Origin of the sequence: Rothia sp. LK2492, assembly GCF_040946345.1 — a bacterium.
Classification (GTDB): Bacteria; Actinomycetota; Actinomycetes; order Actinomycetales; family Micrococcaceae; genus Rothia; species Rothia endophytica.
Genome location: NZ_JAYWLX010000009.1, coordinates 44,832 through 58,903 on the forward strand (window position 1 = coordinate 44,832; position 14,072 = coordinate 58,903).

General features: G+C 54.4%; 17 protein-coding genes and 1 riboswitch. Of the genes, 12 read left to right on the forward strand and 5 right to left on the reverse strand.

Annotated elements, in window-relative coordinates:
* Positions 1–403 precede the first annotated feature (403 nt).
* The 3 genes from VVR27_RS09735 to VVR27_RS09745 are packed head-to-tail and all read left to right on the forward strand — an operon-like array spanning position 404 to position 2,930.
* On the forward strand, positions 404–1,942 hold the full coding sequence (locus VVR27_RS09735; RefSeq protein ID WP_368548157.1) for a sodium/proline symporter: 1,539 nt from the start codon (positions 404–406) through the stop codon (positions 1,940–1,942).
* Positions 1,943–1,947: 5 nt separating this feature from the next.
* A complete protein-coding gene (locus VVR27_RS09740) occupies positions 1,948–2,478 on the forward strand; it encodes a hypothetical protein (RefSeq protein WP_368548158.1) in 531 nt (176 codons plus the stop codon).
* A gap of 50 nt (positions 2,479–2,528) precedes the next feature.
* Entirely contained in the window at positions 2,529–2,930 is a 402-nt protein-coding gene (locus VVR27_RS09745) for a hypothetical protein (protein WP_368548159.1), read from the forward strand.
* 180 nt (positions 2,931–3,110) lie between these two features.
* Here VVR27_RS09745 and VVR27_RS09750 read toward each other — a convergent pair whose 3' ends face one another.
* Together VVR27_RS09750 and VVR27_RS09755 are read right to left on the reverse strand one after the other, a co-directional pair.
* Positions 3,111–3,791, reverse strand: coding sequence for a TetR/AcrR family transcriptional regulator (locus VVR27_RS09750; RefSeq protein WP_368548160.1), 681 nt, complete (start codon positions 3,789–3,791; stop codon positions 3,111–3,113).
* Positions 3,792–3,808: 17 nt separating this feature from the next.
* Entirely contained in the window at positions 3,809–4,405 is a 597-nt protein-coding gene (locus VVR27_RS09755; RefSeq protein ID WP_368548161.1) for a TetR family transcriptional regulator C-terminal domain-containing protein, read from the reverse strand.
* A 76-nt stretch (positions 4,406–4,481) separates the two neighbouring features.
* On the opposite strand from VVR27_RS09755, the gene VVR27_RS09760 reads away from it, so the two are divergent.
* Together VVR27_RS09760 and VVR27_RS09765 are read left to right on the forward strand one after the other, a co-directional pair.
* Entirely contained in the window at positions 4,482–4,622 is a 141-nt protein-coding gene (locus VVR27_RS09760) for a hypothetical protein (RefSeq protein ID WP_368548218.1), read from the forward strand.
* Between the two features lie 216 nt (positions 4,623–4,838).
* The gene (locus tag VVR27_RS09765; RefSeq protein ID WP_368548162.1) at positions 4,839–5,786 is read left to right on the forward strand and encodes a DMT family transporter; all 948 of its coding nucleotides are present in this window, start codon (positions 4,839–4,841) and stop codon (positions 5,784–5,786) included.
* Between the two features lie 77 nt (positions 5,787–5,863).
* On the opposite strand, the gene VVR27_RS09770 is transcribed toward VVR27_RS09765, so the two are convergent.
* Positions 5,864–6,937, reverse strand: coding sequence for a biotin/lipoate A/B protein ligase family protein (locus tag VVR27_RS09770; RefSeq protein WP_368548163.1), 1,074 nt, complete (start codon positions 6,935–6,937; stop codon positions 5,864–5,866).
* A 146-nt stretch (positions 6,938–7,083) separates the two neighbouring features.
* Between VVR27_RS09770 and tpx the strand changes: the two genes are divergently transcribed.
* Positions 7,084–7,578, forward strand: coding sequence for a thiol peroxidase (tpx, locus tag VVR27_RS09775; protein WP_368548164.1), 495 nt, complete (start codon positions 7,084–7,086; stop codon positions 7,576–7,578).
* 62 nt (positions 7,579–7,640) lie between these two features.
* On the opposite strand, the gene VVR27_RS09780 is transcribed toward tpx, so the two are convergent.
* Positions 7,641–7,967, reverse strand: a complete 327-nt coding sequence (locus tag VVR27_RS09780; protein ID WP_368548165.1) for a branched-chain amino acid transporter permease — start codon at positions 7,965–7,967, stop codon at positions 7,641–7,643.
* A complete protein-coding gene (locus tag VVR27_RS09785; RefSeq protein ID WP_368548166.1) occupies positions 7,960–8,793 on the reverse strand; it encodes an AzlC family ABC transporter permease in 834 nt (277 codons plus the stop codon). The genes VVR27_RS09780 and VVR27_RS09785 overlap by 8 nt, the downstream gene beginning before the upstream one ends.
* A gap of 81 nt (positions 8,794–8,874) precedes the next feature.
* Between VVR27_RS09785 and VVR27_RS09790 the strand changes: the two genes are divergently transcribed.
* From VVR27_RS09790 to VVR27_RS09815, 6 genes are all read left to right on the forward strand, one after another.
* Entirely contained in the window at positions 8,875–9,312 is a 438-nt protein-coding gene (locus tag VVR27_RS09790) for an Lrp/AsnC family transcriptional regulator (RefSeq protein ID WP_251379148.1), read from the forward strand.
* A gap of 92 nt (positions 9,313–9,404) precedes the next feature.
* Positions 9,405–9,848 (forward strand): OsmC family protein, encoded by a 444-nt coding sequence (locus tag VVR27_RS09795; RefSeq protein WP_368548167.1) that lies wholly within the window; start codon positions 9,405–9,407, stop codon positions 9,846–9,848.
* 259 nt (positions 9,849–10,107) lie between these two features.
* Positions 10,108–11,592: an amino acid permease gene (locus VVR27_RS09800; RefSeq protein ID WP_368548168.1), complete on the forward strand. Its 1,485-nt coding sequence runs from the start codon at positions 10,108–10,110 to the stop codon at positions 11,590–11,592.
* A gap of 240 nt (positions 11,593–11,832) precedes the next feature.
* Positions 11,833–12,450 carry a thymidine kinase gene (locus VVR27_RS09805; RefSeq protein WP_368548169.1) on the forward strand — a complete coding sequence of 206 codons (618 nt, stop codon included), beginning with the start codon at positions 11,833–11,835 and terminating at the stop codon, positions 12,448–12,450.
* Positions 12,451–12,576: 126 nt separating this feature from the next.
* On the forward strand, positions 12,577–13,317 hold the full coding sequence (locus VVR27_RS09810) for a hypothetical protein (protein ID WP_368548170.1): 741 nt from the start codon (positions 12,577–12,579) through the stop codon (positions 13,315–13,317).
* Positions 13,318–13,430: 113 nt separating this feature from the next.
* A riboswitch (SAM riboswitch) is annotated at positions 13,431–13,548 on the forward strand.
* Positions 13,549–13,564: 16 nt separating this feature from the next.
* Positions 13,565–13,990 carry a hypothetical protein gene (locus VVR27_RS09815; protein ID WP_368548171.1) on the forward strand — a complete coding sequence of 142 codons (426 nt, stop codon included), beginning with the start codon at positions 13,565–13,567 and terminating at the stop codon, positions 13,988–13,990.
* Positions 13,991–14,072 lie beyond the last annotated feature (82 nt).

The following is a 14,072-nucleotide window of genomic DNA, read 5'->3' on the forward strand; positions in this document are numbered from 1 at the left end:
CCACCGTACTCTGCCCCTGTCCCATTCTTGAGAAGAACGGGGCAGGGGGGATTAGGGTGTTTATTTTTATTAAAGTAGATTCAATTCAGTAGCGTTCCGGAGGTAGGATTCCTGCCGGCAACACTCTGTTATCTATTACTGTCTAAAGAGAACGTTTTGATAATTGAGCAATGAGGTTTTGTCCACCACACTAGTAAGTAAAGCAATGTGTTCCATGCCTCAAAAATATGAGGTTGTTTCGTAAGTGGCCTACAGGCTCAGACGGAAAGGGTTTGAAATGTTTGGATTACCAGGGTTTACCGTCCTAGTGATGACCGTTATTCCACTGTTCTGGATTATATACACCGCAGGGTTCTACTTTATGACCCGAGACTGGGCCAATGCAGATGAGGAGGATTAGGCTGTGAACATTGCAATAGCATTCCTCATCATCTACTTTCTCGCTATGATTCTGATCGGAATCTGGGCGATGAAAAAGTCTAGTAATGACTCAGAAGATTTCCTCCTTGCCGGACGCTCCTTGGGCCCAGCAGTGACAGCCTTGCGTTTGCAGTCCTCCTCGATGTCGGGCTATATGTTCGCTGGAGCTGGCTCTCTCGGGTACTCATCGGGTTACTTTGGTATGTGGTACGCCCTGGGTGATTTGGGCGGCGGCGTCCTCAACCTCTCTATTATCGGCCGACGCATGCGTAAGCTCACCAAGATTCTGGGATCAATTTCCTCCATTGAGTACCTTGAAAATCGCTACCAGTCTTCAGCCGTGAGAATGGTTGCATCCATCTTGGCTCTGGGCGGTCTCTTTCTCTACCTGATGAGCCAGTTCATCGCAGGTGGTGCCGGGTTAGCCTCTGTGACCGGTGTAAGCTTCGATATTGCCCTTGTCATCGCGGTAGCGGTGATTGTCTCCTACACCTTCCTCGGTGGCTACCTTGCTGTCGCCTACACCGACTTCGTCCAGGCCATCATCATGTTGATTGGCATGGTCTGGATTCTTATCGCCACCTTGCAGGCAGTAGGGGGCCTGACCGCCGGCCACCAGCAGATTGAAGCCATCAACCCCAACCTGCTCACCATGTTTGGTGCTGACCTTGAATATCAGAATCAGTGGGGATTGATTATTGGTGCCCTTCTGATCTTCTCGGTTGGTTACATGGGCTGGCCCCATGTTGTTGTATCCCATATGGCAATGAAAAAGCCTTCGGTATCGCGCATGGCCGGCGTTTATTCAACCGCCTTCAACTTACTCTTTATCCCCGCTCCCTACCTGGTCGGTCTTCTTGCCCTCATCGTGGTGCCTAACCTGGCAGCCCCTGAACAAGCTATTTTTGAGGTTGCAAAAACTGTATTGCCGAGCTTCGCTGTAGGTATTGTTATGGCTGCGGTGATGGCCGCAATTATGTCTACCGCTGATGCCCTGCTACTCCAGGCTTCAACCATCGCTTCTCGTGACCTTGTTGGGCGCTTCTTCCTCAAAGAGGTCTCTGAAAATACCCTGGTGAAGGTTTCGCGAATCACCGTATTAGTGATGGCACTGGGAGGTCTGACGATGGCGTTGCTTCAGCCCCCGTCCGTCCTCTTCCTCGCTACTTTCGCGGCAACTGTGCTCGGTGCAGCCTTTGCCCCTGCTTATATATGCGCAGTCTGGTGGAGGAAAGCTAATAAGGTGGGTGCCCTTGCTAGCATGCTGGTAGGTAGCTCGGTCTCTGTTGTGTGGAAGCTTGGAGACTTGGGGGCGGTAACTGGGCTGGACCCCATGCTGATAGGTATCGTCTGTTCAACGGTGGCAATGATTGTTGGATCGCTTCTCACCCAAAAATCACACCCAGTCTCAGCGCATATTTTGGACGCCATTGATAGCGCTGCTAGCGTCACTAGCACCCGCTCAACTCGGGATGTCAAGGAAGACATTGACCTGTCGACCCAGATGCCGGAAGGTAGGTAAAGACCGTGACACAGCAGAAGGCTATTAAAGCGTCGGTGACCTACCACGAAGCTCTTGAGCTAGCTCAAAAGGTCTTCCCTGAAAAGGATTGGACGCGAACACTTGAGCCCAGCTATTACCGGCTTACAGGTGTGGTGTTCAGGGTATCGTCACCCAAAGGGCCTTCACGCCGGCTCAATGGCCAGCTTATTCGTGTGCTGGTAGACCCCCGCACCCGCAGAGCTTGGACTTCGGATGATTGGAATCTCTCGAGCGAACCAGTAGATTCTGACCTGGTGCGAGAAGAACCCCTGGACGATTTAGAGCGTCAGCAGCTGGTGAAAATTGCGCAAGAGGCAGCCTATATACAATTTCTTAAGCACTACAGGCTTGCTGCAAGCTTCGAGTTTTTACTTGAGCACGTTCAAGAGGCTGTATGGAAGCCCAACTGGTATGCCGAAACCCGAAGTCACCGCCTCCTGATTGACGGGATTACCGGGCGCTATGCAACCGCCACAAAACCAACGGCCGGTGTGTCACCTATCTCAGTGCCCTAAGTAGGCGTATTATGTAGTCAGCACTATCAGCAACCGTAAAGGTGGACATCATGAGAGCACGTATCGCACTAGTAGCTGGCATCGGCATCGGATACGTTCTAGGCGCTCGCGCAGGCCGCGAAAGCTACGAAAAGATTAAGACCCAGGCCACCAACGTCTGGCATGACCCCAAGGTGCAAGAAGGCATCAAGGCTACCGAAGAGACCATCAAGGAAAAGGCTCCTGTTGTAGCTGAAAAGGCTAAGGAAGCAGCTGCCACTGCAGCTGACAAGACCAAGGGAGCAGCTGCCACTGCAGCTGACAAGACCAAGGCTAAGGTCGAAGAGGTCAAAGAAACTCGAGCAGAGCACAAGGCTGAAAAAGCTGCTGAGAAGGCAGTCAAGGACGCTCCCGCTGACGTCATTTCAGACCCTGCAACTGCACCTGAGGACGAAGGTCCTGCCCTCTCCTAAGCCCTTGTGTGAGGTTTAATAACCCGCCCCTACCCGCGCTGCTAAGCGTTGGTAGGGGCGGTTTTTCATTTGTGTATTTCTGCCATAGTAGAAGCGAACATGCCGGCAGAACAATAAACTCCGCTCCCAGACCCAATCAGGCCCAAGACAGCGTTTTTATATCTGCGGCTACGTTCCGCGTCAATGGGCCGACGAGGAAGAAGTGCTGCGATACCTGGCGAGTTCTTTAGTCAGCTCAGTGATTTCTTCCTCGGTTAGATAGGGCACCGGATGAACCAGAACCTTATTAAGGTGGGTTCTAAAGGCCCGGCTCAAATCTACCGGCTCAGAGCGTCGCCCATCTAAAATTGTTTTAGCGGTGATACCTTGGCCTAAAATCAGCAATTGATCAGCCTGCGCTGCAGCGTCCGTGCCCGGTGTGAGCTCCCCAGCGCGTTCTAGCCAGGCGAACATGTCATGATAGGTGACGCGAAGCTGCTGAAGACTGCGGTGGGCGATTTTCCGTAGCTCAGGGGTGGATCTCATCTCGGCGATCATAACCATCATCACCCGTGCGTAGGTTTCAGTGGCAGGAATAAGAGGAATCTGAAACTCTAGAATCCTCACGGCACCATCAACAGTGAGACCGTCTCTAGCCCGGGCTCTCACGTTCTCTTGAATACGATCCGTCAAAAGTTGCAGCGCGTACTCGAGTAAATCCAGCCGACTTTTAAAAGAGTGCCGCAAAGAACCCGCCGAAATACCCGCTTCAGCAGCTACGTTTCTGATTGAAATGGCACTGACTCCATGCTCATCAAGGAGCTTCCACACTGCTGCCGAGAGAAACTCTTTACGTTCTGTGTGATCGATAAGTTTAGGCACGAGAGGTTCCTTGGGTTCTAGTCAGTGTTCTTTAAGGACGCGAGGTGCATCTTAAGTGGCGTCTGCAGCTCCTGGTCAGAGGCTGTTTGGTCAGAGAGCATGTAGGAGACATGTACCCCGAACAAAAGCGAGACAAGGGTATCAGTTTCGTACTGAACGTCGATATCTGATCTGATGCGCCCGTGAGCTTTCAGCTGGCTCAGAATAAAACTGTAAGTGTAGGACAGCTCGGTTTCCTGCTGCTGAAGCATGCGCGCAGCACCCGGGATGTTAGATGTTTCTGCCAGCATGCCAACTACCACCTCAGAGTACATGCGGCTTTCGTTGCTCGTGGGTAAAAAGCCGAACAGCAAATCCTCAAGGTGATCGATGAGGGGGCCGGTGACCTTCCGGCTGGTGAGCGATGCCAAAAATTTTTGACCGCTGTAATCAAGGGAGTAGAGCATCATATCGTTCAGGATGGGAAAAACATGGCGCAGGGAACCTGTTGAGATACCGGCTTCTGCTGCCACAGTCCGGACAGAAACGCCACGAACGCCCTCGCGCGCCAGAACAGCCCATACCGCCTGAGCTATGTGCTGTTTACGTTCTTGATGGTTAATGAGTTTTGGCACATCTTAATGATGCGCTAAAAACTTCATTTTGTGTGTTAATAAAAATTCTCTTTTTCCTGTGAATATAAGAGCGTTGGTGTGCTATAAAAGGCAGGAAGATTTTGCCGTCATGCCTGGCACCGGGGTCACTATCAATTACATAATCGGAGTGAGCTACCACAGCCCGGTGATGCTCCATGCAGATAACGGTTGTTCCACCGTCTACCAGCAGACCTAAGAACTGCTCGATATTATCCAGGTGCAGATCAGTTGGCGACCAGGCGCTCCTCGTCCACAAGGATGGCGCTGGTTAGGCCCTCGGCAGAGTCAACATCGGGGCGGTGCTGGTGGGGCATGAAGCCCTCCTAGGGAGGTGTGAGTCTAATGAAAATCAAGCTCAGCGAAGAAGAGTAAAATGCTAAGCGTCCTCTAGACCTAGAAAGTTGACTACCGCATGTTTGCTCTGCCCCTCATGATTCTGGGTGGGGCTCTGCTTCCCATTCAAACCACCTTTAATTCCAGGTTGCGGGAGTCTGTAGGGTCCCCTTTCCTCTCATCTTTGGCGTCCTTCGTCGGTGGTACGCTCTTCCTGCTCTTTCTCTCCACGGTTGTTGAGGGCTACTTCTGGTTTTCCCCGGAGGACGTGAGTGGGCAACCCTTTTGGATTTGGATTGGTGGCCTGCTGGGCGTCATCGGTCTTACCACCAATATCTTTATCTTTCCCAAATTGGGCGGGGTGCAATCCGTCATCCTGCCCATCACCGGGCAAATCCTCATGGGCCTTATCATTGACCAGTTCGGGCTCTTTTACGCACCTCAGACTTCCCTGACCCCCTTCAGAAGTATCGGGGCCGCTCTGGTTCTGACCGGTGTGTTCGCTGCTATTTTGCTAGGACGCCGCGCCAAGGCACCGGCTAGTGGTACGCAACAACAGGGAGTGACCTCACCTAGCAGTCAGCTGGGGTGGCAGGCTTTGGCTATTTTCTCGGGTTTTCTCATGGCCATGCAGTCACCCATCAACGCGCGTCTGGGCACCCTCATCGATTCCGGGCTGAAGGCTGCCCTCGTGTCTTTTACCGTAGGCACCTTGGTATTACTGCTCCTTGCCTTAGCGCTCCGCCTCAAATTTAGGGTGAGGGTGCCAGACGGTAAAACTGCCAACCCGCTCTGGATGTGGGTAGGCGGCCCGCTAGGCGCCATCTTCGTCACCTTTAACGCCCTTTTTGTGCCCATTCTCGGTGCAGGCTCTACCATTATGGCCGCATTGACCGGCATGGTGACTGCCTCACTCATCGTTGATAAGTTCGGAATCTTCGAAGCTCCCCGTCGCCCGGTGACCGTGCTGCAGGCTGCCGGTATCGCGGTTATGCTGGCAGGTGTTGCACTCATTCGCCTCACCTAACCTACTGTGGGTGAAGTTCCTAGCAGGTTGAAGGACGCCGCCGCAGCCCTTCCTCAGAGATAAACGCTGAAGGTCTACTAGGGCACGCGGTGAGTCCATTCTTCGGTGGCGAACTTTTCATCGACCAGTTTCTGAGCAGCAGCCATATCGGCGTCGGTGAGCTCACCCAGGCTAGCACCGTACCTGCCGGTGAAAGTATTAATCATGGTCTGCACGATTTCTTCACGGCTGGCGCCTGTCTGACGGCGCAAGGGATCAACTCGCTTCTTGGCGGAACGGATGCCCTTATCCACAATCTTTGCCTGCCCGATGCGCAGGACTTCCAGCATCTTATCTGCGTCAATGTCATAGCTCATGGTGACATGGTGTAGCAGGCCGCGGGCGTTGCGTTTCTGTGCAGCCCCGCCAATCTTGCCTGCTTCAGAGGTGATGTCGTTAATGGGCTTGTACCACGCTTTCACACCCAGCTCTGCCAGTGCAGCCAGCACCCACTGATCCAAGAACTCATAGGACTTCTCATAGGACAGCCCTGCCACCAGCTCCTTGGGTGCGTAGATGGAATAGGTGACGCAGTTGCCGCCCTCCATAAACATGGCACCGCCACCAGAAATACGGCGTACCACCTGCACATCGTGCTCAGCCACACCTTCAGGCCACAGCTCATTGGTGTAGGACTGGAAGGAGCCAATCACCGTGGCACGGTCCTCCCAATCCCAGAACCGCACAATAGGACCGCGCCGCCCAGACAGTACCTCTTCAAGTAGATACTCATCCAGGGCAACGTTCATCGCAGTGGGCAGAACGCCGGGGCGCAGAATGGTCCAGTCGTAGTCTGTAAATTCCTTGGCACCAGCCAGAGTACGGCGCACAATAAAAGCGATGTCTTCTACCGTAAAGCCGTGCAAAGATAAATCATCGCCAAACTGTGCAAGAGCTGAGTTAATGCGGGTGACCAGGGCATCGGTGTCCTCATGCACCGACGCTCCTACCAAGGCAGGTGCAAGTTCAAAGAAAGCCTCCTCCGGCTCAATAAAGAAATCACCTGAAACCTTAGCGCTGGTGAGAACCTCCCCATCGGTCTCAAAATCGACCACCACCAACTTACCGTTCACCACCTTGCGCTCGCCGTGGTAGCTCTGCTTTTCTGACATAATGACTCTGCCCTTTCTTCTGGCGTGAGTCATATTTTATTCTCCAGCAATGAGCGCCTACAAGGGGCGAGGCTCAGGTAGCAGTGAGAGTAAGCGTAGAGCCAAATACCTTGCCAGAAGCAGGTAATCAGAGACACAATAAACCTATGGCTACAACTAAATTTCAAGGCACCGACGTCCAGACCGTAGGCGAACTGCCTGCCGTCGGCTCACAGGCCCCCAACTTCACCCTGGTCACCACAGGTCTCGAAAACACCACCGGCGCAGACTTTGAGGGCAAGAACCTTGTTCTCAACATCTTCCCCTCGATTGACACCGGTGTGTGCGCCGCATCAGTGCGCAAGTTCAATGAAAAAGCTGCCAAGCTTGAGAACACCGCCGTGCTCTGCGTGTCCAAAGACTTACCCTTCGCACTGGATCGTTTCTGCGGCGCTGAAGGCATCGAGAACGTCGTTTCAGCGTCCGCTTTCCGCGATAGCTTCGGCGAAGACTTCGGCGTGACCATGACCGATGGCCCTCTAGCAGGTCTCCTGGCACGCTCCGTGGTCGTCCTCAACCCCGCTGGTGAAGTTATCTACACCCAGCTGGTCGATGAAATCACCACCGAACCTGACTACGAAGCAGCACTCGCAGTCCTCTAATGCTCCATAAAAAACTGGCCCTCGCTACAGCAAGCGGGGGCCAGATGTCTTTAAGCAGGCTGTTAGAAAACCCAGTTAGAAAGGATTACGCAGACCGCGGTGCCAGCCACCAGGCTCAGGGCCAGGTTTCCGCGCCACAGGTGCAGACCGGCAGTGACCACTGAACCGGCCAGATAGGGGATAGCGGTGTGGGCTGAGGAGTAGTCGATGCTAACCAGTACGTAAAAACCCAGACAAATAATTGCACCCATAGGCACCCACTGCGAGAGATTCTCTACCAGTGCGTTGCCTTTCAGCGCGCTCTTGATACCGAAGGGAATTAGGCGCAGGGTAAAGGTGATGCCGGCAGCCAGAAAAATTGCCGTCAGAATATAGCTGGTATTAGGCATACTGACTCTCCTGGGTAGAGTTCTTGCAGGCGTCCTGACGGCCTTGCACAAGATGGCGCAGAATCAAGAAGCACACCAGGGCTAGCAGGGCAATCAGCAGCATGGACTGCGGGTAGAGAATGATAGCGGTGATGGACGCCGCGGCAGCCAGCGAAGCGGTGACATGATCCTTGACAGCGCGGTAAGCGTCGATGGAAAGAATGATGAACATGCCAGTCATAACGAAGTCCACGCCTGCAAGGTTGCTCAAGAAAGCTGCGCCTATGAAGTAGCCCAGGGTGGAGCCACCCCACCAGCTGACCCAGAGGAGCAGCGAAACGGTCAGGATTCTACCCTGGCGGTAATTCTCAGAGCCCGGCCCCGTGTTCACTGCGTAGGCCTCATCGCAGAGCATGTAAACAGCTAGCGCCTTGGCGAAGCCGCCCCGCACATTTTGTAGCGGGTAGCTGATGCCGTAGACCAGGTGCCGGGCGTTCATAATCAGGGTGGTGGATGCAATGAGCGATAGGGGAGCGGCGGCCGCGATCATACCTACCAGCAAGAACTCAACAGATCCGGCGAAAACCACGGCAGACAGCACGGGGGCAACCCACCAGGCTAACCCGTAGGATGACACCAGCACACCCAGACCCATACCCATCACCACAAAGCCAAGGCACATGAAACCGGCAACGCGCAAGCCCTCGCGGAATCCGCTCTCACCGGGCAAAGTATGCACATGCTCGCCAGAAATTACGGGCAGCGCCCCGGTCGCTGTAGCAGGGCTGGTGACCTCGCTGGTCGTCACAAGAGACAGTGAAGTAGTTGTGGTTCTTTCCTGGTGCATAAGAACAAGTCTAGATAAAAAGCCCCGCAAAGTGTTTGCTTTTTATTGCTAAAAAACAGCTCTCATAGCAATATTAAGCACATGGATAACCTTGATAGCGCAATTATTGAAGAGCTTACCGCTAATGGTCGGCTCACCAACCAGGAACTTGCTGCTCGGGTAGGGCTAACAGCTGCCCCCTGTCTGCGCCGGGTGCGTCGGCTAGAAGAAGCTGGAATTATTGCTGGCTACACTGCCCGCATCAACCATGCCCTGCTCGATGAAGGCTTTGAGGTGCTGGTCTTCGTAGATCTTTCACGCAACGACCTGCCCAGCGTAGAAGCCTTTGAGAGCACCGTCCTTGCCGATCCAGCTGTCATCGAATTCCGCCGCATGTTCGGTCTGCCCGACTACTACATCAAGGTACGCGTGAAAGACTCAGAAGCCTATGAGCGCTGGTACAGTGCGCTCGCCTCTCAGCACGAGTACATCTCCCGCATCGATTCGCGGATCACTATGAAGCTACTCAAAGCGCCCTAACCGCCCTAGCTGTGACAGCGCACGGAATAAGTAGCTAGCGCCGCACGTTTTGATAAAAAGACCTCTTACTCCATTCGTATAAGGAGAACACCATGGCAGAAAATGCCCGCACTGAAGACCCTAACTACCGCGCTGTGCCCGTTGAGCGCATCGGTAAAAAGCACTACCGAGCCACCGGCGCTAACGGGGCTACCTTGGATTTTGGCCAGGGGGAGGGGATGCTGACCCCGGTCGAGCTACTGCTTGCCGCGATCGCTGGTTGCTCCGCCGTGGACGTCGATGTGGTGACTTCCCGAAAGGTGGAGCCCGAGACTTTTGAGGTGCTGTCCTCTGCCATCAAGCAAAATGAGGACGGCGCTGTTCGGCTTGATGATATTCAGGTGAGCTTCAATGTAACCTTCCCCGCCGGTGCTGAGGGCGAGAAGGCGCAGAAGATGGTGGATCGCCTGATTAAACTCTCGGCCGAGAAGGACTGCACCGTCAGCCGCACTGTCGAGCACGCCACCAAGGTTACTTTTATCAACGAGAACGCCTAGGTCAACCCGGGTACATTTCTAGCCCGCTCTTCGTCTCAACCGCGCCGCCCTGCGCTCCAGCCCCCATGTTCGCTGGAGTGCAGGGCGGCTCTTTTCTGCGCTCTAGGCTGGATATCACGCGGTGTTTAGGGTTCAAATGGACGCTATGGTGGTAATCTAAAGTTTGTCTTATGCCCCATTAGCAAAACTGTTGGGGTAAGTTCTTGGGTCCTGGATGTAATCCTCCAGCCTCCTAACTACCGAAAGCAGCACGCACCTTATGTCTACTGATGCAGTTCCCACCCCGGTTGGTGAGAATAAAGAAGAGCTGAAGCGGGGCCTGCGCAGCCGTCACCTCTCCATGATTGCTATTGGCGGCGCTATTGGCACCGGCCTCTTTGTCGCTTCAGGTTCCACCATCGCAACCGCTGGCCCCGGCGGTGCTCTGCTCGCCTACTCGCTCATCGGCATCATGGTGCTGCTCCTCATGCAGTCCCTGGGCGAAATGGCAGCCAACCTGCCCGTAGCAGGCTCCTTCCAGACCTTCGCTTCCCGCTACGTCTCAGAGTCCTTTGGCTTCGCTATGGGGTGGAACTACTGGTTCAACTGGGCCATTACCGTTGCCGCAGAACTGGTCGCTGCCGGCGTCATTATGTCCTACTGGCTCCCCGGCGTCCCCGGCTGGATCTGGGCGGGTCTCTTCCTCTTCATCATCTTGGGCATCAACATTCTTTCAGCGCGTGCTTACGGCGAATCAGAATACTGGTTGGCTGCCATCAAGGTGCTCACCGTCATCGTCTTCCTCATTGCAGGTATCCTCATGATTTTTGGAATCCTGGGCAACCACGAGGCGGGCTTTGGTAACTGGACCGACGGCGAAGCACCCTTCAAGGGCGGTTTCATCTCCATCCTGGCCATCTTCATGGTCGCTGGCTTCTCCTTCCAAGGCACCGAAATGATTGGTGTTGCTGCCGGTGAGTCAGAGAACCCCCGCCGCGACGTCCCCCGTGCCCTCAAGAGCGTCTTCTGGCGCATCATGCTCTTCTACATTGGTGCTATCGCGGTGATCGGTACCCTGATTCCTTACACCAGCCCCAACCTCCTGCGCGCTGATGAAACCGACATCGCCTACTCGCCCTTCACCATGGTCTTCGATAACCTGGGTATCGCGCTCGCAGCTTCCGTCATGAACGCGGTCATTCTGACCGCTATCCTCTCTGCCGGTAACTCAGGCCTCTACGTCTCATCGCGTATGCTCTACTCTCTGGCCGTCGAGGGCAAAGCACCCAAAATCTTCATGCGCGTCAACAAGCGCGGCATCCCCATGCCCGCCCTGCTCATGACCGCAGCTATCGGTCTCTTCGGCTTCGTCACCGCACTCGTAGGCCAGGGTGCCGCTTACACCTGGCTGATTAACATCTCAGGCCTCTCCGGGTTCATTACCTGGGTGGGCATCGCTATCTGCCACTACCGCTTCCGACGCGCCTACGTCGCCCAGGGCTTCGATGTGAAAGACCTACCTTACAAGGCACCGCTCTTCCCCATTGGGCCCATCGTTGCGCTGCTCATGTGCCTCTTGGTCATTGGCGGCCAGAACTACAACGCCATCTTTGAGGGCCACTGGTTTGAGGTTGTCTCAGCCTACATTGGTGTGCCCATCATCATTGGCGTCTACCTGGTCCACAAGATGGTCAGCGGCTCAAAGACCATCCCCCTCAAGCAGGTGGATGTCTCTGGCATCGAGGTTGAACCCGTCAAGGGCTAACTTCAAACTGAACGGTGGCGGGGCGGACGTGCTCTCGCCGGCTGATCCTCTCGAGACTCGCGCGGGGCGCTCGCCTCGATTCATGCCAGCCCCGAGCCAGCCGGCTGCAAGCACGTCTACTCCGCCACCGCTGCGCCAGCATGGCTTACCTTTCGCTCGCGAGGGGGAGCAGCCATGCTGGTGTTTTTGTTTGCGGGTAGACTGGTGCCGTTTGATTTTTCTGGTGAAGGGGTAGCGCACGTGGCTAAGCTGTATTTCCGTTTTGGGGCGATGAACTCGGGCAAGTCTACGGCCCTGCTGCAGGCTGCCTATAACTACGAGGAGCGGGGCCAGCGCGTCCTGCTGGCTAAGCCCCGCGTGGATACCAAGGGTGATGCCCTCATTGTTTCTCGCCTGGGCGTGACCCGCCATGCTGACTTCCTCATTGGCCCTGAGGACTCAGCGAAGGATCTCTTTCATGCCGCTGCTGAAGTAGCTGAAGACCCTGACCGGATGCACTGGCACCTGCCCGTCTCCTGTCTGCTAGTGGACGAGGCACAGTTCCTGACCTCAGAACAGATTGATGACCTGATGCGCATTGCCGTGCTGGAGGATATCCCAGTGCTTGCCTACGGTATCCGCACCGATTTTCGTACTCACGCCTTCCCCGGTTCTGCCCGCCTGCTTGAAATCGCCCACACCCTTGAAGAATTGAAGACCATTTGCCGGTGCGGACGTAAAGCACTCTTTAACGGGCGGACGCTTGATGGTAAGTTCATTTTCGACGGCGACCAGGTGGCCATCGACGGCGTGCACGTGGGCTACGAGTCCCTGTGTGCTACCTGCTACCTAGAAGAATCTGGCGGTGCGCTGAGCTAAGGGCGGAGCTGGTTTTCTACGGCGCGTAGAAGAAATATTTCGATTACTGGCCGGTAGCTACTCCAATATAGTGACCTGGGTCTACTCTGAAAGGGTATTTACTCCTTTCAGGTGAAAGAGGCAGACATGTCTTCCCCCACTTCTCGTTTCCTGTCCGTACCTACCGCCGCGCTGCTAGCTTTGACCGTCCTGGTCGGTTGCGGTTCAAACAGCGATGAGCCAGTGACTGCTGAGAGCAGTGCATCGTCGGCAAGCTCTGCTGCGGCTACTACCGCTACTGAGACTTCGGCGGCTTCTGAAACTTCGTCCGCCGCGGCGGTGCAGGCGGAGCTGCCTGAGGGCTACAAACTGATTTCCGCACCTAATAATGGCCAGTCCTTTGGCGTGCCCGAGGGCTGGCTGGAGGTGGATAGTCAGGCTATGGCTAATGATGCCGAGATTCAGGCATACTTGGAGCAGGCTGGTTCTGAGACCGGTATGAACGCTGAGATGCTAAAGCAACAGATGGCTCAGCTTGATGTGATGGCTATGTCTGCGACTCGTGATGCAGCTGGTTTTGCTGAGAACGTCAACGTTTTGGCGGAGCCGGTTTCTGCATCGGTGGCGCCTTCTGCTGAGGAAGCTAAGGCGATGGTTGAGGAGGTTAACGGTACAGCCGGTACATTTGCTGAGGTTCAGACGTCTCTGGGCGAAGGTGTCACTCAGGCGTACACTGCTGAGGTTGCTGGGGTAGATGTCGGAGGTGTTTACATCATTGTGCCGGCAGGCACTGGTGACGGTTACAGCATTATCACCGTTTCAGCTTCGGACACCGCTAAGGCACAGGAAGTTGCTGACAACATCGTAAAGTCACTGCAGAAGAACTAAGTTATTTGGCAGACGAGGGGCTGCCCTTCACCTACCAGCGGTAGGGGAGGGCGGCCCCTTTGTAATAGAGCTTATTGTGTGAACTGATAAAACTCTGTTGAAGTTGCTACCACGATTCAGAAGCCCAACGCTAAGCCCTTTGACTTGTTGGCTGGCAACCGCCTTTCGCAGACGGTGCCTTCAAAGGAAAATCGGTCACCAGGCTCAGACGGTCCAGTGAAAGTAGCGACTATTTTAGGAGGCCCTCATGAGTCAGCTTTCTTTTTCTTCTTCTAATGCCGATGCAGAAACAAGCAAGGACACTGTTGGTACCCGCTGTATTCTTCACACTGCTGGTCACGGAATTGTGCCTGCTGTTGATATCAACGCTTCAAATAAGTTGTGGGAGAAAGCCACAGTGCTTGAGCAGCGCGGCACCCGGTTGAAACTACAGACGGCAGACGGCGCGGCCTATTTCTGGCACCACGATCCGCAGCGTATAGCTTATCTCTGTGCACCTGAGGGTGGCGATAACCAGGACATCGAATCTGATGAGAAAGCGGCTGCGCCGGTATTGCTATTTAGTTCCAGCCATAAACTCTTGGGTAGGCGTATCGAAGGAAGTTTTCCTCAGGCGCATCTTTCGGATGAACCGTTGGATGCCTGTGAATTAGCTCCTATGCTAATTAGCTAGAAAGGTATCTTTATATAAATAATTAGGTAAGCCAATATAATGGCTTACCTAATTATTATCTTGGATAGAAATTAATTTTATA